The 21,488-nt window shown below is 69.4% G+C and carries 22 protein-coding genes; 7 read left to right on the forward strand and 15 right to left on the reverse strand.

Annotation, left to right across the window (positions count from 1 at the left end):
• Window positions 1-41: 41 nt before the first annotated feature.
• Both OHA18_RS29610 and OHA18_RS29615 read left to right on the forward strand, forming a co-directional pair.
• The gene (locus tag OHA18_RS29610) at window positions 42-2,054 is read left to right on the forward strand and encodes a sensor histidine kinase (protein ID WP_328998603.1); all 2,013 of its coding nucleotides are present in this window, start codon (window positions 42-44) and stop codon (window positions 2,052-2,054) included.
• On the forward strand, window positions 2,051-2,716 hold the full coding sequence (locus OHA18_RS29615; protein ID WP_328998604.1) for a response regulator transcription factor: 666 nt from the start codon (window positions 2,051-2,053) through the stop codon (window positions 2,714-2,716). The genes OHA18_RS29610 and OHA18_RS29615 overlap by 4 nt, the downstream gene beginning before the upstream one ends.
• Here OHA18_RS29615 and OHA18_RS29620 read toward each other — a convergent pair.
• From OHA18_RS29620 to OHA18_RS29635, 4 genes are all read right to left on the reverse strand, one after another.
• Window positions 2,679-3,983, reverse strand: a complete 1,305-nt coding sequence (locus OHA18_RS29620; RefSeq protein ID WP_328998605.1) for a sugar ABC transporter permease — start codon at window positions 3,981-3,983, stop codon at window positions 2,679-2,681. The genes OHA18_RS29615 and OHA18_RS29620 overlap by 38 nt on opposite strands.
• Window positions 3,980-4,795: an ATP-binding cassette domain-containing protein gene (locus OHA18_RS29625; protein WP_328998606.1), complete on the reverse strand. Its 816-nt coding sequence runs from the start codon at window positions 4,793-4,795 to the stop codon at window positions 3,980-3,982. Before OHA18_RS29625 ends, OHA18_RS29620 begins: the two co-directional genes overlap by 4 nt.
• Window positions 4,796-4,919: 124 nt before the next feature.
• Window positions 4,920-6,002, reverse strand: a complete 1,083-nt coding sequence (locus OHA18_RS29630; protein WP_328998607.1) for a substrate-binding domain-containing protein — start codon at window positions 6,000-6,002, stop codon at window positions 4,920-4,922.
• A 79-nt stretch (window positions 6,003-6,081) separates the two neighbouring features.
• Window positions 6,082-7,257: an ROK family transcriptional regulator gene (locus tag OHA18_RS29635; RefSeq protein ID WP_328998608.1), complete on the reverse strand. Its 1,176-nt coding sequence runs from the start codon at window positions 7,255-7,257 to the stop codon at window positions 6,082-6,084.
• Between the two features lie 281 nt (window positions 7,258-7,538).
• On the opposite strand from OHA18_RS29635, the gene OHA18_RS29640 reads away from it, so the two are divergent.
• Window positions 7,539-8,120: a dihydrofolate reductase family protein gene (locus OHA18_RS29640; protein ID WP_328998609.1), complete on the forward strand. Its 582-nt coding sequence runs from the start codon at window positions 7,539-7,541 to the stop codon at window positions 8,118-8,120.
• 9 nt (window positions 8,121-8,129) lie between these two features.
• Here the strand turns inward: OHA18_RS29640 and cobS are convergent, their stop codons facing one another.
• The 9 genes from cobS to OHA18_RS29685 form a co-directional block, all read right to left on the reverse strand.
• Window positions 8,130-8,936, reverse strand: coding sequence for an adenosylcobinamide-GDP ribazoletransferase (cobS, locus tag OHA18_RS29645; protein WP_328998610.1), 807 nt, complete (start codon window positions 8,934-8,936; stop codon window positions 8,130-8,132).
• A complete protein-coding gene (locus tag OHA18_RS29650; RefSeq protein WP_328998611.1) occupies window positions 8,933-9,490 on the reverse strand; it encodes a bifunctional adenosylcobinamide kinase/adenosylcobinamide-phosphate guanylyltransferase in 558 nt (185 codons plus the stop codon). Before OHA18_RS29650 ends, cobS begins: the two co-directional genes overlap by 4 nt.
• Window positions 9,483-10,343, reverse strand: coding sequence for an ECF transporter S component (locus OHA18_RS29655; RefSeq protein WP_328998612.1), 861 nt, complete (start codon window positions 10,341-10,343; stop codon window positions 9,483-9,485). The genes OHA18_RS29650 and OHA18_RS29655 overlap by 8 nt, the downstream gene beginning before the upstream one ends.
• A complete protein-coding gene (locus OHA18_RS29660; protein WP_328998613.1) occupies window positions 10,340-11,950 on the reverse strand; it encodes an ABC transporter ATP-binding protein in 1,611 nt (536 codons plus the stop codon). The genes OHA18_RS29655 and OHA18_RS29660 overlap by 4 nt, the downstream gene beginning before the upstream one ends.
• Window positions 11,947-13,032: a CbiQ family ECF transporter T component gene (locus tag OHA18_RS29665; protein ID WP_328998614.1), complete on the reverse strand. Its 1,086-nt coding sequence runs from the start codon at window positions 13,030-13,032 to the stop codon at window positions 11,947-11,949. Before OHA18_RS29665 ends, OHA18_RS29660 begins: the two co-directional genes overlap by 4 nt.
• Entirely contained in the window at window positions 13,033-13,740 is a 708-nt protein-coding gene (locus tag OHA18_RS29670; protein WP_328998615.1) for an SCO2322 family protein, read from the reverse strand.
• Window positions 13,741-13,960: 220 nt separating this feature from the next.
• Entirely contained in the window at window positions 13,961-14,170 is a 210-nt protein-coding gene (locus tag OHA18_RS29675; RefSeq protein WP_328998616.1) for a hypothetical protein, read from the reverse strand.
• A complete protein-coding gene (locus tag OHA18_RS29680; protein WP_328998617.1) occupies window positions 14,170-15,180 on the reverse strand; it encodes an aldo/keto reductase family protein in 1,011 nt (336 codons plus the stop codon). The genes OHA18_RS29675 and OHA18_RS29680 overlap by 1 nt, the downstream gene beginning before the upstream one ends.
• A 35-nt stretch (window positions 15,181-15,215) precedes the next feature.
• Complete coding sequence (locus OHA18_RS29685; RefSeq protein ID WP_328998618.1) at window positions 15,216-15,803, reverse strand: DUF3043 domain-containing protein; 588 nt, start codon at window positions 15,801-15,803, stop codon at window positions 15,216-15,218.
• Window positions 15,804-15,969: 166 nt separating this feature from the next.
• Between OHA18_RS29685 and OHA18_RS29690 the strand changes: the two genes are divergently transcribed.
• The 4 genes from OHA18_RS29690 (at window position 15,970) to OHA18_RS29705 (ending at window position 19,439) form a co-directional block, all read left to right on the forward strand.
• A complete protein-coding gene (locus tag OHA18_RS29690) occupies window positions 15,970-16,797 on the forward strand; it encodes a PspA/IM30 family protein (protein WP_328998619.1) in 828 nt (275 codons plus the stop codon).
• Window positions 16,794-17,069 carry a PspA-associated protein PspAA gene (gene pspAA, locus OHA18_RS29695; protein ID WP_328998620.1) on the forward strand — a complete coding sequence of 92 codons (276 nt, stop codon included), beginning with the start codon at window positions 16,794-16,796 and terminating at the stop codon, window positions 17,067-17,069. Before OHA18_RS29690 ends, pspAA begins: the two co-directional genes overlap by 4 nt.
• Before the next feature lie 228 nt (window positions 17,070-17,297).
• Window positions 17,298-18,824 carry a sugar transferase gene (locus OHA18_RS29700; protein WP_328998621.1) on the forward strand — a complete coding sequence of 509 codons (1,527 nt, stop codon included), beginning with the start codon at window positions 17,298-17,300 and terminating at the stop codon, window positions 18,822-18,824.
• A 45-nt stretch (window positions 18,825-18,869) separates the two neighbouring features.
• On the forward strand, window positions 18,870-19,439 hold the full coding sequence (locus OHA18_RS29705; protein WP_328998622.1) for an RNA polymerase sigma factor: 570 nt from the start codon (window positions 18,870-18,872) through the stop codon (window positions 19,437-19,439).
• 45 nt (window positions 19,440-19,484) lie between these two features.
• Here OHA18_RS29705 and OHA18_RS29710 read toward each other — a convergent pair whose 3' ends face one another.
• Both OHA18_RS29710 and OHA18_RS29715 read right to left on the reverse strand, forming a co-directional pair.
• The gene (locus OHA18_RS29710; protein WP_328998623.1) at window positions 19,485-19,868 is read right to left on the reverse strand and encodes a hypothetical protein; all 384 of its coding nucleotides are present in this window, start codon (window positions 19,866-19,868) and stop codon (window positions 19,485-19,487) included.
• On the reverse strand, window positions 19,868-21,433 hold the full coding sequence (locus OHA18_RS29715) for a right-handed parallel beta-helix repeat-containing protein (RefSeq protein ID WP_328998624.1): 1,566 nt from the start codon (window positions 21,431-21,433) through the stop codon (window positions 19,868-19,870). Before OHA18_RS29715 ends, OHA18_RS29710 begins: the two co-directional genes overlap by 1 nt.
• Window positions 21,434-21,488 lie beyond the last annotated feature (55 nt).

A 21,488-nucleotide genomic window follows, 5' to 3' on the forward strand; every position in this document is an offset into this window, starting at 1 on the left:
CCTAGAGACACCGGGTAGCCCGGCACCGCACCATGGGCACTGTGAGCATCGATCGGCGGACCTGGGTGGGGCTTCTGCTCGGCCTTGTCCTGGTCGAGGCGGTGGCCGCGGTCGTCGGCGCGGTGGCGATCGGGCTCGATTACTCGCAGGCCCGCGACAGCTTCATGATCCCCAACGCCGTGATCGCCATCAGCTGCGCGGTATCGGGCGGTCTGATCGCGTGGCACCGGCCGCAGAACTGGCTGGGCTGGCTGCTCCTGGGCGCCGGGATCGCACAGACGGGTACGCCGGCGGTGACCCCGTGGCTGATCCACGCGCTCGAAGGCACCGGATCGGCACAGTTGCCTGCGACCCTCTATTCGGTGTTGTGGCCGTGGTCCGTCAGTCTCTTCATCCCGTTGGCCTTGCTCGTCTTCCCGGACGGGAAGCTCCCGGGCCGGGCCTGGCGGGCGGTACTGGTTGTTGCCCTGGTCAACGCTCCGCTGCAGGTCCTGCTGTTCAGTGCGGACCGCAATCCGCTGGCTGCGGTCGGTGGCCTCGGCGCCGGGGCGCGCGACCGGTCCGTGTCCTGGCTCCGGGTTCCGGCGCTCGACGGATTCGTCCCGTTGCAGACGGCTTCGGATGTTCTGCTGGCCGGGACGTTCCTGGCGGCAATCGCCGGCATCGTGGTCCGTTACCGGCGTGGTGACGAGCGGATCCGCCGGCAACTGCTCTGGTTGTTGCTGGCAGCAACAGTCGCCGCTGTGCTGGTCGTGTCGTTGCGCTTCGCCGGTCCGATCGGCACTACCGGTTTCCCGATCATCGTGTTGACGCTCGTCGCATTGATCCCGGCGTCGATGACGGTCGCCGTACTGCGGTATCAGCTGCTCGACATCCGGCTGGTGTGGTCCAGGACGGTGACCTATCTGCTGTTGACGGCTGCGGTCGCGGCGACGTACCTCGGGTTGGTCGAGCTGACCGACCGTTTGGTGCGCCCGCGGATCAACGCCAGTGGCGCCGTGCTCGCCACGCTGGTGGTGGCGATCGGGTTCGATCCGGTGCGGGTTCGGTTGCAGCGGCTCGTGGATCGCTTGTTCTACGGGGATCGCGGCAACCCGGTGCGTGCAGCGTCGTCGGTTGCGGCGCAGTTGACCGAGGCGTCGCAGCCGGCCGACGTACTGCCGGCGGTGTGTCAGGCGTTGCGCCTTCCGTACGCGGCATTGGTGGACGAGGACGGCGTGGTTCGCGGGGAGCACGGCAGCCGGCCGTTGGCCCCGGTGGCGATTCCTTTACTCCATGCGGGCGAACGGGTCGGCGAGCTTCAGGTCGGTGTCCGGCCGGGGGAGCGCCGGTTGTCGGCGGCGGATCGGGTTGTGCTCGAGTTGATGGCTGCCCCGCTCGGTGTCGCCTTGCGGGCGCAGGCGCTGTCGGACGCCGTACAGCAGTCGCGGCGGGAGCTTGTCGCGGCGCGTGAGGAAGAGCGGCGGCGGTTGCGGCGGGATCTGCACGACGGGTTGGGGCCGGCGTTGACCGGGATCGGGTTCCGCGCCGACGCCGTGATGAACCTCGGGGACGATCCGGTGCAGTCGCTCGCCGTGGAGATCCGCGCGATCGTCGACAATGCGATTGCCGACGTACGGCGGCTGATCAACCAGCTGCATCCGTCCGCACTGGACGAGGTCGGGCTGGTGGAAGCGGTACGACGGCATGCGGCGCTCGTCGATCGTCGGGGTGACGGATCGCCTTTGCGGGTGAGTGTCCGGGCCGATGGGGTGCCGGACGGATTGCCGGCGGTTGTGGAAGTCACGGCGTACCGGATCGTCACGGAGGCGTTGACGAATGTCGCGCGACACTCGCGGGCGGGGGAGGCCGAGGTGCGGATCAGTGGTGATGCGCAGATGCTCAGATTGTCGATTGTCGACGATGGGCCTGCGGTCAACGGGCACTGGGTGCCGGGTGTGGGACTGACATCGATGCGGGAGCGGGTGGCCGAGCTGGGTGGCACGTTGGCGGCCGAAGGTACTGCGACCGGCGGTCGGGTTCAGACCTGCCTACCCTTGGAGGTCTCGCGATGACGGTCCGGGTGGTGCTGGCCGACGATCATCCCGTCGTCCGGGACGGGTTGCAGGTGCTGCTCGCCTCGGTGGACGGGATCGCCGTGGTGGGCGTCGCGGCGAACGGGCCGGAGGCGGTCCGCGCCGCGGTGTCGCTGCAGCCCGACGTACTCGTGATGGACATCCATATGCCAGGCGGTGACGGTGTCGCCGCGACGCAGGAGGTCGCTCGGGTGGCGCCCGCGGTCGGCGTACTGATGTTGACGATGCTGGACGACGACGAGACCGTGCGGGCCGCGGTGCGGGCCGGTGCAGCGGGCTATGTGTTGAAAGGGTCGTCGCAGCAACAGATCGTGCGGGCGATCCAGGCCGTCGCCGCCGGCGACTCGATCCTCGGGTCGGGGGTCGCGCGTCACGTACTCGACGCGGCCGCGGGGCGGGTGAGCGCACCGCCCGATCCCTTGCAGGCGTTGACGCCGAGGGAACGTCAGATTGTCGAATTGCTGGCGAACGGATTGTCGACGACCGCGATGGCGGCCCGGCTCGCCCTCACGCCGAAGACCGTCAACAACAATTTGTCGACGATCTTCGGCAAGCTCGGCGTCGCGAACCGGACCGAGGCGGCCCTCCTGGCCCGCGGGGCGCTCAGGCCCGGCCGTGGGCCTGGCGGCTTCGGCGGCTGAGGGAGTCGATGGTTACGGCGATCAGCAGTACGCCGGCGGTGACCATGTAGCGGACGCTCGAGTCGAGGCTCAGCAGTGCGAGGCCGTTGGAGATCGACATGATCACCAGCGCACCGAGCAGCGCGGAGTACGCCGACCCGCGGCCACCGAACAGGCTGGTGCCGCCGATGACGGCCGCCGCGATCGCGTTCAGGTTGGTGTCGCCGCCACCGCTGCTCTGGTTCACCGCGACCAGCCGGGCCGCGGCCAGCAGGCCGCCGACTGCGGCGAACGTCGAGCAGGCTGCGAACACCGACAGGTAGATCATCCGCACGTTGATACCGGCCCGCCGGGCGGCCTCTACGTTGCCGCCGACCGCGACGACGGAGCGGCCCCAGCGAGTACGCCGTACCGCGAGGTCGGTCGCGACCACCAGGACGAGGAACAGCAGGAACATCGACGAGACGCCACGATCACCGTTCAGAATCGCAACTGCGATCACCAGCACGACAGCCAGCGCGGCGGCCTTGATCGCGATCATCGAAATCGGCGCCGTCGAGAGGCCGGCCGCGGCCCGGGCGCCCCGCGTGCGGAGGCGGGTCAGCACGTAGACCGCGACGACCACCGCGATCAGGGCATAGGCGATCGCGGGGGACAGGAAGCTCCGGGTCGCGAAGCCGACCAGCGCCGAGTCGTACGGCAGGTTGAGCGAACCTTCCTTCCCGAGCACCAGCAACTGCAGGCCGAGGAAGCCGAGCAGACCGGCCAGTGTGATCACGAAGCTCGGTACGCCGAAGCGTGTGTAGAGCGCGCCGTAGAACAAGCCGATGACCAGGCCGAGCGCGATGCCGACCACCAGGGAGAGCACGAGCGGCCAGCCCTTGTTGACGAAGGTGACGCCGAGAACAGCCCCGGACAAACCGCTGACCGAGCCGACCGAGAGGTCGATCTCGCCGAGCAGCAGCACCAGGACGATGCCGAGGGCAATCACTCCGACCGAGGTGGTCTGCAGCGTCAGGTTCACCAGGTTGCGGCTCGACAGGAACGACCCGTTCGCGATCTGGAAGACCGCCCAGATGATGATCAGGCCGATCACCACCGGGACCGAGCCCAGGTCGCCGGACCGCAGCCGGGCGGTGAAGGCGGAGGCGGCGCCGCTGATGCCGCTGCTCGCGATCAGCCGCTCGTCCTGGAGATCGGCCGGCAGCTGATCGATGCCGTTGGTCTCGGGTGGGGCCGGCGTACCGGTGTCGTCCTGGGGACGGGTGCCCGATCCGTGCAGGCTCATGATGCGGGACCCTCCTCCCGGCTCCGGCGCGCGGCGCGCTCGGAGACGGCGTTGTCGGTGGCGCCGGTGATGGCGGCGATGATGTCCTGCGTCCTGGTCTCGCTGACCACGAAGACGCCGTTGTTGCGGCCGAGCCGCAGTACCGCGACCCGGTCGGCGACCGCCATCACGTCGGCCATGTTGTGGCTGATCAGGATCACGGCCAGGCCGCGTTCGCGCAGCCGCTCGACCAGGTTGAGGACCTCGGCGGTCTGAGCGACGCCGAGAGCCGCGGTCGGTTCGTCCAGCATCACGACCTTGGGCCGGCCGAGCAGGCTGCGGGCGATCGCGACGGTCTGCCGCTGCCCGCCGGACAGACTGGCGACCGGGATCCGGACCGACGGGATCTTCGCCGACAGCTGGCGGAGCAGATCCCAGGACTGGCGTTCCATCTCGACCTCGTCCAGGACTCCGCTCCGGCGGAGCTCCCGGCCGAGGTACAGGTTGGCCACGACGTCGAGGTTGTCGCAGAGCGCCAGGTCCTGGAAGACGGTGGCGATGCCGAGCTGTTGCGCCTCGGCCGGGCTCCCGACCCGCACCTCGCGGCCGTCGAACACCATGGTCCCGTCATCGGCGGTGTAGACGCCGGCGATGGTCTTCACCAGCGTGGACTTGCCGGCGCCGTTGTCGCCGACCAGGGCCAGCACCTCGCCGGCCCGGACGTCCAGCTCGATGTTCTTCAGGGCCTGGACGGCGCCGAACCGCTTGGAGACCCCCTGCAGCATCAGCACCGTACCGGCGCCGACGTCGGGGGGAGCCGGGGTAACAGTCACGAGTGAGCCTCCTGGACTTATTTCACGCCATGATCCTCGCCGGGGGCGCGGTTGGGGAGAGGGCCGGCGTAGCCCCCCGCACCTCACTGCGGGGGGCTACGCCGAGGGGCGGGTCAGTTTTCGACTAGTTGCTGTTCAGGCCGGCCGCGGCGCAGGCGGCCGCGAACGACGCGGTGCAGATGTCGCTGACCTTGTAGATGTTGTCCTTGATCACGGTGTCCTTGATGTTCGCCTTGGTCACCGCGACCGGGTCGAGGATCGTCGACGGTACGCCGCTCTTCTCGGTGGTCGACTCCGGCTTGGCGCCGTTGGCCAGCGCCACCGCGCCCTTGGCGGCGGCCTCGGCCTGCGGCTTGACCGCCTTGTAGATCGTCATCGCCTGGTCGCCGGCGACGATCCGCTGGATCGCGGCCAGCTCCGAGTCCTGACCGGTGACCGGTGGCAGCGGCGTCACGCCACCGCCCTTGAGCGCTGCGATCGCACCGCCGGCGGTGCCGTCGTTGGCGGCGTACACCCCGACCAGGCCGTTCTTGATCGCGCTCAGCTGGCCTTCCATCCAGGCCTGCGCCTTGTCCGGGCTCCAGTCCGGGGTGTCGAACTCGGCGGCGATCTTGAACCCGCTGGTGTCGAGCACGCTGTGCGCGCCCTTCTTGAAGTCGGCCGCGTTCGGGTCGGTCGGCGAACCGTTGATCATCGCGATGTTGCCGGACGTCTTGCCGGCCGCCTTGAGGTCGTCGACCAGGGTCTGGGCCTGCAGCTTGCCGACCGCCTCGTTCTCGAACGACACGTAGTAGTTCGCGTTCTCGATGAAGCGGTCGTACGCGACCACCGGGACGTTCTGTGCCTTCGCGGAGCTGGCCACCGCGGCGGCGGCCTTGCCGTCGACCGGGTCGAGGACCAGCACGTTCGCGCCCTGGGTGAGCGCGGCCTCGGCCTGCGTCTGCTGCTTGGCCGCGTCCTGGTCGGCGTTGCTGTAGATCAGTTCGCAGTTGCCGCAGGCGGCCTTGAGGGCCTCGGTGAACAGCGGCCGGTCGAGCGCCTCGTACCGGGTGGTCTTCGATTCCGGCAGCAACAGCGCGATCTTCTTCGCGCCGCCTGAGCCGCTGCCGGAGTCGCCTGAGTCATCGCTGCCACAGGCCACCAAAGAGACGGCCAGGGCCGAGACGGCGATGCCGAGGCCGACGAGACGAGTTGCTGAGACGGACATATGGCGGCTCCTTGACGAGACGGCCCGATTGGCCTGCCCGAAGTCAAGCTCTCCCGCGTCTTGGCGTCAAGACTTGAATTCAAGAAATGGAGATATTGGTGTGACTGAGCACCGAGGCGCGGTGGATCGCGCCGACGATGTCGGCCTCGTCGCCGAGTTCGGCGCGGCGGAGTTCGACGGTCGCGGCGGCGCTCGGAATGGCGCAGCGGTCGAGTGCTTCCCGGAGCGGGGCCAGGATGAGTTCGCCGGCTTCGGCCATCAGGCCGCCGACGACGACAACCTCCGGGTTGAGCAGGTTCACCACGCCGGCGACCGCGACACCGACCCGGCGGCCGGCGTCCTCGATCACCCGCCGGCAGCCGACGTCGCCGCCGAGGGCGCGGCTGACGATGTCCTTCAGGCGCAGCGGTCCGTGCGAAGCCGCGAGGCTGTTGATCAGCGCCCGCGAGCCGACGAACGTGTCCAGGCAGCCGCGGTTGCCGCACCGGCAGATCGGCCCGTTCTCGTCGATCGTGACATGGCCGATCTCGCCCGCTGTACCGGCCGAGCCGCGGAACACCTCGCCGTCGATGACGATCCCCGCGCCGACGCCGTACGAGAACTTCAGGTAGCAGCCATTCCGTACGCCGCGGAGCGCGCCGGCCCGCAATTCGCCCAGGGCAGCAAGGTTTGCGGTGTTGTCGAGGGCGACCGGGGCGCGCAGGTGCGCGGCCATCGCCTCGGTCACGTTGACGCCGCGCCAGCCGGGCAGCACCGCGTCGGAGCCGGCCTCGCCGCTGACCGCGTCGACCGGCATCGGCAGCCCGAACCCGATCGCGGCGATGTTCTCGACGCCGGAGCTGACCGTCTCGGCGAGGTCGGCGAGCAGCCGGGCGGCGCGCTCCATCCCGTCGTCGGCGACGTGGTCGGCCTGCAGCGGCATCAGCTGCTGGGCCATGATCTCGCGGGACTCGTCGGCGATCGCGACCCGGACGTCCCGCTCGCCGAACGCGACGCCGGCCAGCAGGCCGCCGCCGGACGCGAGGGAGACGAGTACGGCGCGGCGGCCGTTGCGGATGCTGCGGGACAGGCCGACCATTCCGGCCTGGTCCAGCTCGCGGACCATGTTCGACACGGTCGCGGCCGACAGGCCGGACGCCGCCGCGATCTCGACCTGGGTGAGCGGGCCGTGCTGCCGGACGACGCCGAGAACGCGCGCACGGTTGGCTTCGCGCAGCGAAGCCTGCGAGCCCGGCGCCGGACGGGTTGCGTTCATTACATAAAGATAACGGATCGCAGGGCGAGCGCGGCCGCCGCGCGGCCGTGAACCAGGAACATCGTCTGCAACCTCGCTGTCACTACCCCACTGGAACGTTCAACCGCGACAGTAGACCACTTCGGTGTGCGCCGCCGTACGCCCGGTTGATGCTGCCGCCGTTCCTGCCGATGCCCGCGGCCGAGAGTTGTGTGACCGGCCGGTGCCGGTCGATTGATTTCTTACAAGAGCGGCAGCTCAAGACACGCTAATTTGGGGCACCCCAAGCAGAGGAGGGCCCCGTGGGCAAGGTGGTCATGTACAGCTCGGTGTCGGTGGACGGCTTCGTCGCGGACGAGAACGACCAGCCCGGACCGCTGTTCGACTGGTTGACCAGCGGCGACGTCCCGTTGGACGAGAGCGGCGTGGTGAAGGTGTCGCAGGTGTCCTACGACTACACCCGGGCGTACTGGGACCAGATCGGGGTGACGATCGCGGGCCGCCACGTCTTCGACCTGACCGACGGCTGGGACGGGAAGCCTCCGGCCGGGATCGACCACGTGGTCGTGGTGACGCACCGGCCGGAGCCGGACGGCTGGGACCCCGAGGCGCCGTTTCACTTCGTCGACGGCATCGAGGCAGCCATGGCCAGGGCGCAGGAGCTTGCCGGTGACCGGATCGTCGAGGTCGCCGCCGGTGACGTCGGTGGCCAGATGCTAGCCGCGGGCCTGGTCGACGAGGTGCGCATGGACGTCGTACCGGTCGTGTTCGGGTCCGGCAAGCGCTACTTCGGGTCGGTCCAGGCGCAGCACCTGTTGGAGGATCCTGACGGGGTGATTCAGGGCGAGCGGGTGCTTCACCTGCGCTATCAGGTACGCCGCTGACCGATGTGATCAGGCGGTCAGAGCGAGGGTGAGGAGGGCTACGGGGAGGGCCAGCTCGATGGTTGCGCCGAGGACGTCGCCGGTGGCTCCGCCGAGGGCTGATTGCGCGCGGCGCGTGGTGACCACGCTCGTCGCGACGGTCAGCAGTACGGCGGCGGCGGTCCCGGCGTACCGGGTCGGTGATGGTGCTGGTGAGAGCCAGACGAGGGCGAGGCCTGCTGCGAGTACGGCGGTTGTGGCGAGGGTGGCTGTGATCGGGCGGACTGTGCCGGCGACGAATCTGCCCAGGCCGTCGGGGCGGGCTGCGGGGACCGCGGTGCGGCAGGACCAGGGGAGGGTGAGGCGGCTTGCGGTGGTCGCGATCAGGGCTGCCTGCCAGCCGTATCCGGCCTGGATGCAGGCGGTGAGGGCGGCGACGTCGAGGAGCAGTACGCCGACGATGGCGACGACACCGAACGGGCCGATGTCGCTCTGCTTCATGATCCGCAACATCGTCTCGCGATCCCGGCGGCTGCCGAGCGCGTCGGCGAAGTCGGCGAGGCCGTCGAGGTGCAGTGCACCGGACACCCCGGCGACGACCAGCACGCCGAGCACAGCGGCCAGCAGATCCGCGTCAGATCGGGCCAGTTGAGCCAGCGCGACCACTCCGGCCGCGATCCCACCAATCAGCAGACCGATGAGCGGGGCCAGCGTCATCGCCCGGCCGCCCACCTCCCGATCAACCCGAGAGGGCACACCCGCCGGAAGCACCGTCAACGTGCCGACCGAGAGCCGTGCCGGATTCATCCACCCGTTCGAACGGTCCGCGGGCGTCATGTGAGGGGGAGGGTTCGGCCGGCGATGGTCCAGAGGACCTGGTCGGAGGCTAGCGAGATGGTGGTGTTGAGGCGGCCCATCAGGTCGCGGAAGAGGCGGGTTCCTGCGTCGGCCGGGACTATGCCCGAGCCGACATCGTTGCTGACAGCAACCACTCGGCGGGAGGTCGTGGACCAGGCCGTGACCAGGTCGGTGATGCGACGCTCGAGCTCGGCCACAGCGGTGGCCGGTTCGTCGGCCGAGCCTGACCTGGACAGCTCGGACCAGACGTCGACGGCATCCATCGTGCGGGACAGCCACAGCGTCAGGCAGTCGATCAGGAGTGGCGGGCCGGACGCCTCGAGCAGCGGGACCAGGTCGATGGTCTCCGCGAGGCCCCAGGCGGCCGGGCGGCGGGCTTGGTGCTTGGCTATCCGGTCTGCCCATTCGGAACTGCCCGAGTCGTCTCCGCCGGTGGCGACGTACAGGACGTCGGGTACGGCGGACAGCAGGCGCTCGGCGGCGATGGACTTGCCGGAGCGCGCTCCGCCGAGGACGAGAGTGGTGTCAGACATCGGTCCTCCGCTCGGCAACTGGCGCTTCGAAAACAACCGGCGCCTCGAAGGCCGCCTTGCGGGCCGTACGCCGGAACGCGTTCAGGATCGGCCGCCCGAGGACGAGGACCAGGACCGCGGACAGGATCCCGCGTGGGATGTCCCAGCCCAGCGACGTCGCCACCACGAACAGGAGGTACCGGTGCAGGTTCTCCGCCAGCGCGTCACCCGGGACGAACGAGAAGGCGCTGCCGAACGTCGCGTACGGCCAGAACCACAGGTTCATGATCACGCCGTACAACACCCCCGACACCAGCGAGTACGCCGCCAGCAGCAGCAACTCCAACCGCCCGCCGACCCGCGGTAGCATCCCCGCCAGGCACCCCACCCACGCGCACGCGAACATCTGGAACGGCATCCACGGCCCGACCCCGCCGCTGATCAACGCGCCGCCGAGCAACGACACGGCACCGAGGACGAACCCGAACCCGGCACCGAACGCCCGCCCGGCGAGCACGAGCAGGAAGAACCCGGGCTCGAGGCCCGCCGTACCGGGGCCCAGGGCACGCAACGCCGCGCCGACCGCCGCCAGCATGCCGACCAGCGAGATCACCTTCGCGTCGATGCCGGACTCGGACAGCTCCGCCAGGACGACGGCCACCAGCAACGGCAGCAGCAACACGAACAGCCACGGCGCGTCCGTCGTGTGGCCGATCGCCGACGCACCCGCCTGCGACGTCCGGAAGAACAACGGCCACGCGAACGCGAGCACGCCGACCAAAGATGCAACCACCAACGCCACCGTGCTTCGCGGCTTGAGCCGGATCAGGCGGAGGAGAGGGGAGGGTGCCGGCTTGCGGCGGATCAGTCTCATGATGCCCGGTCCAGTGCGTCGGCGACCTCTCCAACGGTCAGGAACGGCAGCGGTGCAAGGATCTTCGCCACCTGCGGTGCGAACGCCGGCGACCCGGCGATCACCTCGGCGGTCTCGCCGTCGCTCACCAACTCGCCCTCGGCGAGCACCATCACCCGCGTGGCGACCTCAGCGACCATTTCGACGTCGTGCGTCGACAGCACGACCGCATGCCCGGCCGCAGCGAGCTCGCGCAGAATCGCGACCAGCCGCCGTTTGGCGCCGTAGTCCAACCCGCGCGTCGGCTCGTCCAGCAACAGCAACGGCGGAGCGCCGCACAGTACGACGGCCAGCGCCAGACAGAGCCGCTGTCCCTCGGACAGGTCCCGCGGATGCAGGTCCACCGCCACGTCCGGTGCCAGCCGCTCCAGGAGCGCACGACAACTACCTGCGGGCACTTTGAAGTCAGAGTCCGCGCTGGCGCATTCCTCTGCGACGGTAGCGGCGTACAGCAGGTCAGCGGGCTCCTGGGGGACCAGTCCGACCGCCTTGACCAACTGCTTCGGCTTGGTACGACGTGGGTCCGTGCCGGCGGCCACCGCCGTACCGGAGCGGACCGGCACGATGCCCACTAGTGCATTCAGCAGTGTCGACTTGCCCGCGCCGTTGCGGCCCATCAGTGCGACGACCTCACCGGCCTTGACGCTGAGGGACACGCCACGCAATGCCATTACGTTGCCGTAGCCAACGACCAGATCACTGCACCGCGCCAGCTCATCACCTAGCGCAGCGATCGGCCGCACCGGCGCGGCACTGTCCAACTGACGACGTAGCGCGACCGCAGCGCGCCGGGCGTCCCGCACGGACAGGGGGAGCGGCGACCAACCAGCTAGCCGTCCCAACTCCACCACCGGCGGTGCAACCGGTGCGGTGACCATGCGCTCCGCAGGTAGCCCTGTCGACACAGCAGCAGCCCCACCAGGTACTTCGATCACGCGGTCGGCGTATTGGATCACGCGCTCGAGCCGGTGTTCAGCCAGCACCACGGTGACGCCCAGGTCATGGACCAGTCGCTGCAGCGCAGCCAGCACCTCTTCGGCTGCCTGTGGGTCCAGTGCGGACGTCGGCTCGTCCAGCACGAGTACGGCGGGATGCGACGTCAGCGCGGCTCCGATCGCGGTCCGCTGCCGCTGTCCGCCCGACAACGACGTCAGCGCACGGTCTCGTACGTCGGCCAGCCCCAGCAGGTCCAGCGTCTCCTCGACCCGCCGCCGCATCACGTCCGGCGCGACGCCCAGCGACTCCATGCTGTACGCCAGCTCGTCCTCGACCGTGTCGGTGACGAACCCCGCCATCGGGTCCTGACCGACCATCCCGACGACGTCCGCGAGATCCCGTGGGCGGTACGCCGCGGTGTCCCGGCCGTCGACGAGCACGCGACCGGACAGCGTGCCACCGGTGAAGTGCGGCACCAGTCCATTGATTGCCCGCAGCAACGTCGACTTGCCCGACCCGGTCCGCCCGATCACCAGCGCCAGCTCGCCTTCCGGCACAGTGAAGGTCACGTCCCGCAGCGCCGGCTCACGCGCACCGTCGTACGTCACCGTCACTCGGTCGAACTCGATCATGCGACCGCCTTCTTCAACGGCGGTGCAGCCAGCGCGGGCACCAGTCCGACCAGTACGCCGATGACCGGCAGCAGGGGCACCGGTGGGACGACCAACGGACCGTCCAGCAGCAGACCGTGCACACCACGCACTGCGGCGGTCACCATGGCCCCAGCGGCCACTGCACCGGCGGCCACGACCAGCCACTCGGGCAGAGCCCACGGATCGGGCCGGTACCGCGTCCGGGCCACCCGCTGGCGTCCGACAGCCATCGCACCGACCGCCAGCAGTACGCCGACTGCCAGTGCGCCCGCGGCGAGCGGGAACGCCATGGAGTCGGTCAGCAGCGCGTAGACGCCGAGCAGGATGCCCAGCAGGCCTAGCAGTACGCACAGCGCTGTGAGTCGACGCTGAGCGCGCGGGGCGTGCGCCGTACGGCCGTAGCCGCGGGAGTCCATCGCGGCCGCGAGCTCGACCGATCGGTCCAGTGCGCCTTCGAGGACCGGCATGGCCGTCGTACGGAACGAGGCGCGGGTGCGGCCGCGCAGCCGTCGGGCGGCGCGGACCCGGCGGCCGTCGGTCACCAGTTGCGGTGCGAAGGTCAGCGCGACCACGCAGGCCACGCCCATCTCGTAGAGGGCCCCGGGCAACGACTTCAGCAGGCGCCGCGGACTGGCCAGGGCGTTGGCCGCACCTACGCAGCAGAGCATGACGGCCAGCTGGCCACCGTCGTACAGGGCAGTCACCAGCGCCTCGGCCGTCACCTCTCCGCCGAGCTTGACGCCCGCAGCCCAGTCAGGCAACGGGATCTGCGGCAGCGTGAAGAGCACGGTGTTTCCCTGGGATCGGGTCGACAACAGGGCCTGCAGCACCACGCGGATGCCGATCACCAGCAGACCGAGCTTGAGGAACGCGGTGAAGCTGTGTGCCCAGGGCGCATCGCTACGCCGCGCCGAAACCACGAAACCCGTCACCGCGAGGATCAGGACCAGCAGGACCGGGTTGCGGGTCCGGCTGGCCGCCACAGCCATGCACAGCGCCCACAACCACCAGGCCCCCGGGTGGAGTGCCCGGGGGAGCGTGAGGTGGTGGACGGCGCGCATCTACTGGTCTGCTGTCCGCCGACGCCTGAGGAACAGGCCGCCGACGGCGAGGAGGACGACCACGACGGCCACGATGATGATCCACAGCGCCCCGCCGCTGTCGCTCGAGGAGGACGCCGCCGGCGCCGGCGATGCGGCTGCGGTCGAGCCCACGGCCGGACCGACCTGGAGCGTCACGGCAGCGTCGGTGGCCGGCACCTTGATGCTCTTCACCTGGTCGCCGCAGCCCTTGGACGGGTAGCCGGCGATCCCGCAGGTGAGGCCCTTCTCGATCCGGACCGGTGCGACCGCGGCGAGGACCTGTGCGCCGTTCGACTTGGGATCGGTCACCACGCAGGTACCGGTCGCTTGCGGCGGGGTGTCACCGGTGACCGCGTCCTCCGGCGTACCCGGGTCGACGACCAGGGCGACCCGCTTCTTGCCGGTCTCGGCCGGGGTCTTGCCGCAGATCGCGTCGAAGTCGCCCGCTGCCCGCGGCACCCGCGGCTTGGCGCCGCCGACGGCGAACCGCCAGCCCTCGACGCCGCCGTCCGCCGGTACGAAGACGTCGGCGCCCTTCTGCGAGAAGGCCCACTGGCCGTTGGTCCACTGGTAGTAGCCCCAGAAGCGGTAACCGTCCTCGGCCTGGGCTGTGGTTGCGACAGTCCCAGCCAGCAGGAGACCCGCCAGCAGGCTGAAGACCAATCGGGCGGTCCGATGTGCAGTCATTTCTCGTGTCCTCGTTCGGGCCGCAGCCCGGTGGAGGAGATCCCGCCTGCACCGGCAGGGTGGGGCTCCACCCGCGGGCCGCGGCGGGTAGGTGAGCCTGACCGCCTGCGTCACAGTGTTCCGGCTCGCCACCCGAATGCTCGAGGTGGCCTACGGTTGCGGGTCAGCGCCGGACTCGGACCGGCTTCCCTGTGACGCAGGCGTGTGGTTCGACCGAACTCTACTCTGCCGAGGACAGGCTCATCGGGCCGTAGACCTCGCGGTTGTCCTCCAGCAGGTACACCTGGCTGACGCCGTGCTCGGCCAGATCCCGCCAGACCTCACCCAGCCAGCTCTCCGCGTCCCCCTGCGCCGAGAACTCCGCGCCGCCGACCTCGCCCGGGTCGACCAGGGCACCGGTCGCGGTCTCGAACCGCCAGCTCCAGCTCATCACGCCACCCGCGCTTGCGGTGAGTTCTGCGCGGTCTTGGCCGGGTCACGCTCGACGATGCCGCCGAGCGCCTCGTCGATCCGCTTCAGCAGGCTGTCGTCCAGCTTCACCCCGGAGGCCTTCACGTTCTCGGTGACCTGCTCGGGGCGGGAGGCGCCGACGATCGCGGAGGACACGTTCGGGTTCTGCAGCACCCAGGCGACCGCCAGCTGGGACAGCGACAGGCCGACCTCGTCCGCGATCGGCTTCAGCTCCTGGACCCGGGTCAGCACATCGTCGGTCAGGAACCGCTTGATGAAGGTCGCGCCGCCCTTCTCGTCGGTGGCCCGCGAGCCCTCCGGCGGCTGCTGACCGGGCAGGTACTTGCCGGTGAGCACGCCCTGCGCGATCGGCGAGAACACCACCTGGCCGATGCCGAGCTCCTCCGAGGCCGGCACCACCTCGGCCTCGATCACCCGCCACAGCATGCTGTACTGCGGCTGGTTCGAGACGAACGGGATGCGCAGCTCGCGGGCCAGCCGGTGGCCCTCCTGCAGCTGCTCCGCGGTCCACTCCGACACGCCGATGTACAGCGCCTTGCCCTGCCGGACGACGTCGGCGAACGCCTCCATCGTCTCCTCCAGCGGCGTCTCGGTGTCGAACCGGTGCGCCTGGTAGAGGTCGACGTAGTCGGTCCCGAGCCGCTTCAGCGAGCCGTTGATCGACTCGTGGATGTGCTTGCGGGACAGGCCGGTGTCGTTCGGTCCCTTCGGGCCGGTCGGCCAGTAGACCTTGGTGAAGATCTCCAGCGACTCGCGCCGCTCACCCGCCAGCGCCTCGCCGAGCACCGACTCGGCCGCCGTGTTGGCGTAGGTGTCGGCGGTGTCGAACGTCGTGATGCCGGCCTCCAGGGCCGCCCGCACGCAGGCCCTGGCCTGCTCGTTCTCCACCTGCGACCCGTGCGTGAGCCAGTTCCCGTACGAGATCTCGCTGACCTTCAAACCGCTGTTGCCGAGAAAGCGAAAGTCCATACGCCGACCCTACCGCCCGATCAGGATGCCAATTTCTAGTGAGGCCGTTCGCCGCGTTTCACCATCGGCTTGGGCAGCCGCCAGCGGCGCATCTGCATCGTCCGCCGGACCGCGTAGAACCCGATGCCCTTGGTGGACTCCTTCGGGAACTTGATGCCGACCGACTTCCGCAGCCCGGAGGTCAGCAGGAACCAGTCCGCCCCGATCAGCAGGATCATCGCCAGGAAGAGCAGGTTGACCAAGCCGGCCAGCCACGGGAACTGCGGCGAGAATACCACGCCGACCAGCGACACCACCAGCAGGATCGGCAGCGCGAACTCCATCACGGAGTACCGGGCGTCGACGTAGTCCCGGGCGAAGCGGCGGACCGGGCCCTTGTCGGCGGCCGGCAGGTACCGGTCGTCGCCGGTCTGCATCGCCGCCTGCATCTTGGACCGCTCGGTCCGGACCTTGTCCCGCCGGATGGCCGAGGCCTCCTTGCGGTTGCGCGGCTTCTTGAACGTGGCCTTGCGCGCCGCCTCGGCCTCCTTGCGGCTCGGGGTCGGGCGGCCCTTGCCTCCCGGCTTGCCCTGGGGGTCGGCGGGTACGGTGGTAGCTGTTTCAGACTTGGAACGACGGAACACGGGGTCAGAACCTCATTCGCAGGGCAGGTCGCGACTCGGGGTGGTCCCCGGACCTCACTACCACTTTATCGGGGCCGGTCCTGATGGTGTGGTGACCCATAGGGACATAGGGTGGATGACACGCACGCCGGGTCGTCAGTCCGGCACAGAAGGGGTACGGATATCGATGAGCATCTTCAAGCGGATGTCGACGATCTTCAAGGCCAAGGCGAACTCCGCCCTGGACAAGGCCGAGGATCCTCGCGAAACCCTTGACTACTCGTATCAGAAGCAGCTCGAGCTGCTCCAGAAGGTACGGCGGGGCGTGGCCGACGTGGCCACCAGCCGCAAGCGGGTGGAGCTGCAGGCCTCCCAGCTGCAGTCCCAGTCGGCGAAGCTGCAGGAACAGGCCCAGAAGGCGCTCTCGATGGGCCGTGAGGACCTGGCCCGGGAGGCTCTGACCCGCAAGTCCGGGCTGCAGGGCCAGATCGACGACCTGACCACCCAGCACGCCCAGTTGCAGGGTGAGGAGGAGAAGCTGACGCTCGCCTCCCAGCGGCTGCAGGCCAAGGTCGAGTCGTTCCGGACCCGCAAGGAGACCATCAAGGCCACCTACACCGCGGCCGAGGCGCAGACCCGGATCAACGAGGCCTTCTCCGGCATCTCCGAGGAGATGAGCGACGTCGGCCTCGCGGTGCAGCGGGCCGAGGACAAGACCCAGCAGATGCAGGCCCGGGCCGGCGCGATCGACGAGCTGCTCGCCTCCGGCGCGCTCGACGACGCCAGCGGCACGGTCAAGGACAACATCACCCTGGAGCTGGACCGGATGTCGTCCGGCTCCGACGTGGAGAACGAGCTGGCCGCGATGAAGGCCCAGCTTTCCGGAGGCAGTGCGCCGAAGGAGATCTCCGGTGAGGCACCGGGCGCGGCCCAGCCGTCCGCCCAGACCGCCCAGCAGCCAGTGCAGCAGCCGGCCGCCGAGCCGGTGAGACCTCAGGACGGAGATGTTCGGTGATCGTTCGCATCATGGGTGAGGGCCAGTGGCGACTGGCCGACGAGAAGCTCGACGCGCTCAACACGGTCGACGGCGACCTGGAGAAGGCCGTGTCGTCCGGTGACGAGACGGCGTACCAGTCCGCCTTCGGCGCCCTGCTGGACTTCGTCCGGTCGGGTGAGAAGGTGCCGGACGACGAGCTGCACGACTCCGACGCCATCCTGCCCCCGTCGGACAGCTCGCTCGCCGAGATGCGTGAACTGATCAGTGGCGACGGCTTGATCGCCGGCTGATTACTTCGAGTAGTCAACGAGACCCCTGGGACCCTGAATTGGGTCCCAGGGGTCTTTTGCTGGGAGTCCGATGGCGCGCGGGTAAACACTCGTGATCAGTGCTGTTGTCCGCGGCGTTCCCGTAGTACTGTCTGGGTCACGCCGTTGTGGGGGCGGTGTTGGGCGAGGTCCGTGACGGGGTGTGGGTTGGTCACGGGTTTCGGTATCACCTGTGGGGGGTGACTGTGCGTGACTGAGTTTGTCATGTCCGAAGGTCTTGCGGAACCGGCTGATCTACGGCCGGCGCCGTCGGGGGAGCGTCGTCGGCCGGTCTGGGTCGTTCCGGACGAGGTGCCGGCAGTGCTGCCGCGCCGTGCCCGGTTCACCGAGGCACGCTGGGTGGCGAAGTACCGTCGGGCATCGTTGGCGGCCGACCTCGGCGCCGGGGTGATCGGCGCCTCGCTGGCGCTGGTGGCCCGGTTCGGGGCCCAGATCAACCTTGGCTACTTCGTGCTGGGCGTACTGCTGCCGGTCGCCTGGATCGCGTGTGTGGCCTTGCAACGCGGCTACGAGACCCGGTACTTCGGCACCGGGCCGGAGGAGTTCCGCTCGATCATCCGGGCCGCGGTGGCGCTGACCGCGGTCGTCGCGATCACGTCGTACGCGACCAAGAGCGAGGTCGCTCGAGGTTTCGTCGTACTGGCGGTGCCGACGACCTGTCTCGCGGCGATGGTCGGCCGCTGGATCCTGCACCGGCAGATCTCCTGGCGGCGGTTCGCCGGCCGCTGCATGCGCCGGGTACTCGTTGTCGGACGCAACGACCAGGTGATGACGCTGACGCGGCACCTGGAGGAGCGGCCGGCCGACGGGTACGTCGTGGTGGCGAGCTGTCTGCCGCGCGGCGACGTGTTCGAGGACGCCGAGTTCGAACGGCTGGGCCGGACCGAGATGGACATCCTGGCCGGCGTCGACCAGTTCGACGTCGAGGTGGTCGCGGTGGCCACCGACCCGGAACTGGCCGGGCACCAGCTGCGCAAGCTGTCCTGGGCGCTCGAGCAGCGCGGGGTCGAACTGATCGTCTCGCCGGGCATCGTCGAGGTCGCCGGTCCGCGGATCTCGATCCGCCCGGTCGCCGGCCTGTCGCTGCTGCACCTGGAGCGGCCGTCGGTGAGCGGTGGACCGCACGTGCTGAAGAGCATCTTCGACCGCGTGGTCGGATGCCTGCTGCTGCTCGCGGTGTCGCCGATCCTGCTCGGCGCCGCACTACTGGTGAAGCTCACCAGCCGCGGACCGGTGCTGTTCCGGCAGATCCGCGTGGGCCGGGGCGGCGAGCAGTTCGAGATGCTGAAGTTCCGCACGATGGTGGCCGACGCCGAGGCCCGCAAGTCCGAGCTGCACGCGCTGAACGAAGGCAACGGGATCCTGTTCAAGATGCGGGACGACCCGCGGATCACGAAGGTCGGCAAGTACCTGCGCCGGTTCTCGATCGACGAGCTGCCGCAGCTGGTGAACGTGCTCCGGGGGGACATGTCACTGGTCGGACCGCGGCCGCCGCTACCGGCCGAGGTCGCGCAGTACGCGATCGACGACGCGCGGCGGATGCTCGTGAAGCCAGGCCTGACCGGCCTGTGGCAGGTCAGTGGTCGCAGCGACCTGACCTGGGAGGAGTCGATGCGACTCGACCTGCGGTACGCCGACAACTGGTCGATCGCGCTGGACCTGCTCATTCTCTGGAAAACCGCCCGTGCCGTGCTGGGGAGCGACGGCGCGTACTAGGCGGGTGCTGGTTTCAAGATCTGTGCATTCCCGAGGGGGGAATTCGTGACTGCTGTACTGGAAGGATCAGGCGTGGCCCGGTCCGACGCCGCGACCTACGTGATCGAGGCCGCGGCCGGGGACCAAGGGGCCTGGAGCCGTCTGGTCGACCACTATGCGCGGCTCGTCTGGGCCGTGACCCGCAGTTTCCGGCTGAGCGACAGCGACGCCGCTGACGTCTCGCAGATGGTCTGGCTGCGGCTGCTCGAACACATCAACCGGGTCGACCCCGAGCGGGTCGGCGCCTGGCTGGTCGTCACCACCCGCCGCGAATGCCTGCGGGTGCTGGCGTTCCGCAAGCGGGTGCTGCTGACCTACGAGGCGACGGCGTTCGAGGACGTGGCCGGCGACCTGCCCGAGCTGGACGCCGACCTGCTGGCCGGCGAGCGGGCCCACGACGTACGGCGGGCGCTGGAAAGCCTGCCGGACCGCTGGCAGCAACTGCTCGGCATGCTGATGGCCGACCCGCCGGCGCCGTACGCCGAGATCTCCGCGACGATCGGGATCCCGATCGGCAGCATCGGCCCGATCCGCGGCCGCTGCCTGGAGAAACTCAGACTGCTGCTTGCCTCCTGAGGCAGCAGAGCCCGGTCCGGGCCGCCCAGGTTCGTGCTCTTCTGGTCAGAGCATGAGCCACGCGGTCCGGACCGGGCGTTGTGCTGTCCCCGGCCAGCGGAGCAGGAAGCTGACCAGCCGGGCCCCGGTCGGTCCCTCGGCGTCGCCGCCCCGGGACTCGACCACGACCGGACCCGACGGCGACACCCGCAGCTCGATGGTCAGCCCGGCGTCTCCGCGCCGATTGCTGTGGATGTCCACGTCCAGCGTGATGCCGTGTCCCGAGAACCGCAGCCGGCGGACGTCGCCGCTGCCCGGCTCGTCGAGGATGCTGTCGAAGACCAGGTCGAGTACGTCGAGATCGCGCTCGTGCCGTCCGAACGCGGCGTACCCGACCGAACGGAGCAGGGCGATCTGCTCACCGACGGCACGCTCCGGAGGCCCGATCATCACCGCTCTCCGCTCACTTTGATCACGCTGTCGGAGTCCTGCCCGTACGGCGCGCCCTGCCAGCTGGCCCAGTTCACCCGGTTGCCCTGTTCGTGCACGATGAAGTTCCACGGACCGGAGTAGGTGTTGTTGAAGTACCGGTTGCCCTGGTGGAACGTGATCGCGTCCTGGATGGTGGCGTTCTTGTACGGCGACCACTTCGGGAACGTGCCCCAGTTGGAGAACAGGCCGTTGAACCCACAGCCGGAGCCGGCCACACAGGTCTTCCCGATGTTGTCCGGGTCGAGCTGGAAGATGTTGTCGTGCACCCGCACGTTCTGCGTCTTCCACCGGCAGTCGCTGCGGAACGGCTGGGTGAGGATGGTCTTCGCGTTGCAGGTCTTCGCCGTCACGACCGACGGGTTCACCAGAGTGCCCGAACCGGTGCTGGTGTTCGCGGGCGACCCGGCGAACCGGTCCGCGTTCTCCCACAGGACGACGCCGGCCCAGTTGTCGGTGAAGACGTTCCCGCTGATCTCGAAGGTCTGGCTGAACACACCCGGCGCCCGCGGGTCGCTGCCGGACTCGGAGATGTACAGCGCGGGCGTCGGGAAGCCCTTGTTCTCCGGCCCTTTGCCGAGGCCGTTGCGGACGAAGGTGTTGCCGCGGATCCCGGCGTTGTAGCTGGTCTCGTAGATCATCCCCTCGGCCAGGTTGCCGGAGATGTAGTTGCCCTCGACAACGAAGCCGGTGTTGTTGGTGTCCGCCCAGAGCCCGGCGCTGTGGTTGTCGTGCACCCAGTTGCCGCGCACGATCGCCCCGGTCACCTCCCAGAACTTGCCGCCGCCGGTGCAGCCGCAGCCGCCCTTGAGGTTCTCCCAGTCGTCGGTGTTGTTGCCGGCGATCTCGTTGTGGTCGATGGTGATGCCGGTCACCTTGCCCGGGTTGTAGGCGTTGAAGCCGTACTGGCCGTTCTCCGCCAGACAGTTGCCGCGGACAACGTTGTGGTCGCCGATCATCAGCCCGGCGCCGGCGTTGTGCTGGATCGTGTTGGCCTGCACCGTCCAGCGCGGGCCGGCGTCGTGGTTCACCACGCCTTCGTCGTTGTTGGTCCGCGGTGCACCGAAGTTCTGGATGGTCAGGTTCTTCACCGTGACCCCGGTGGCGTACCCGGTGAACGCGTACCGGTTCTTCTTCCCGCCGTCGAGGATCGCGCCGGGCGCCCCGACGTACACGTTGCCGTCCTTCGGGATCACCTGGGCGAACTGCGCGGTTCCGAGCCGGTGGACGCCCGGTGACAGCCAGAACGTGGTGCCGGCCGGGTTCTGGGTGGTGAGGTCGTTGAGGTTCTGCCTGGTGCTGACAGTGACCGCGCCGGCCGGGGCCGTGGCCGGGCCGGACAGCGCGCTCGCGTTCGCGCAGATCCTCGCGGGCGGCGCCGTCGGTGCCGGTGGTGCGGGCGACGTACTGACGCCCGGTGCGGCGGAGGTGGCGGGGCCCGCCGTCTGGGCCGCATCGTTGTTGCGGAGGGTGAGCCCGGCAGCTACCAGGGCGGCGACCACGACGATCGCACCGGTCGCCAGCACGGGCGGACGGCGGTACCAGGTGCGTCCGGCGGGCGGCCCGCGGCGTGGGGCGGCG

It is taken from the genome of Kribbella sp. NBC_00709, assembly GCF_036226565.1.
Classification (GTDB): domain Bacteria; phylum Actinomycetota; class Actinomycetes; order Propionibacteriales; family Kribbellaceae; genus Kribbella.

What these genes read in the sequence shown, in the direction of transcription:
- OHA18_RS29675 (WP_328998616.1), bottom strand. Translation starts at nt 14,170, where the DNA reads ATGAGCTGGAGCTGGCGGTTCGAGACCGCGACCGGTGCCCTGGTCGAC.
- OHA18_RS29710 (WP_328998623.1), bottom strand. Translation starts at nt 19,868, where the DNA reads ATGATCGGGCCTCCGGAGCGTGCCGTCGGTGAGCAGATCGCCCTGCTC.
- OHA18_RS29655 (WP_328998612.1), bottom strand. Translation starts at nt 10,343, where the DNA reads ATGAGACTGATCCGCCGCAAGCCGGCACCCTCCCCTCTCCTCCGCCTG.
- OHA18_RS29615 (WP_328998604.1), top strand. Translation starts at nt 2,051, where the DNA reads ATGACGGTCCGGGTGGTGCTGGCCGACGATCATCCCGTCGTCCGGGAC.
- OHA18_RS29650 (WP_328998611.1), bottom strand. Translation starts at nt 9,490, where the DNA reads ATGTCTGACACCACTCTCGTCCTCGGCGGAGCGCGCTCCGGCAAGTCC.
- OHA18_RS29635 (WP_328998608.1), bottom strand. Translation starts at nt 7,257, where the DNA reads ATGAACGCAACCCGTCCGGCGCCGGGCTCGCAGGCTTCGCTGCGCGAA.
- OHA18_RS29660 (WP_328998613.1), bottom strand. Translation starts at nt 11,950, where the DNA reads ATGATCGAGTTCGACCGAGTGACGGTGACGTACGACGGTGCGCGTGAG.
- cobS (WP_328998610.1), bottom strand. Translation starts at nt 8,936, where the DNA reads ATGACGCCCGCGGACCGTTCGAACGGGTGGATGAATCCGGCACGGCTC.
- OHA18_RS29620 (WP_328998605.1), bottom strand. Translation starts at nt 3,983, where the DNA reads ATGAGCCTGCACGGATCGGGCACCCGTCCCCAGGACGACACCGGTACG.
- OHA18_RS29690 (WP_328998619.1), top strand. Translation starts at nt 15,970, where the DNA reads ATGAGCATCTTCAAGCGGATGTCGACGATCTTCAAGGCCAAGGCGAAC.
- OHA18_RS29665 (WP_328998614.1), bottom strand. Translation starts at nt 13,032, where the DNA reads ATGCGCGCCGTCCACCACCTCACGCTCCCCCGGGCACTCCACCCGGGG.
- OHA18_RS29680 (WP_328998617.1), bottom strand. Translation starts at nt 15,180, where the DNA reads ATGGACTTTCGCTTTCTCGGCAACAGCGGTTTGAAGGTCAGCGAGATC.
- OHA18_RS29670 (WP_328998615.1), bottom strand. Translation starts at nt 13,740, where the DNA reads ATGACTGCACATCGGACCGCCCGATTGGTCTTCAGCCTGCTGGCGGGT.
- OHA18_RS29630 (WP_328998607.1), bottom strand. Translation starts at nt 6,002, where the DNA reads ATGTCCGTCTCAGCAACTCGTCTCGTCGGCCTCGGCATCGCCGTCTCG.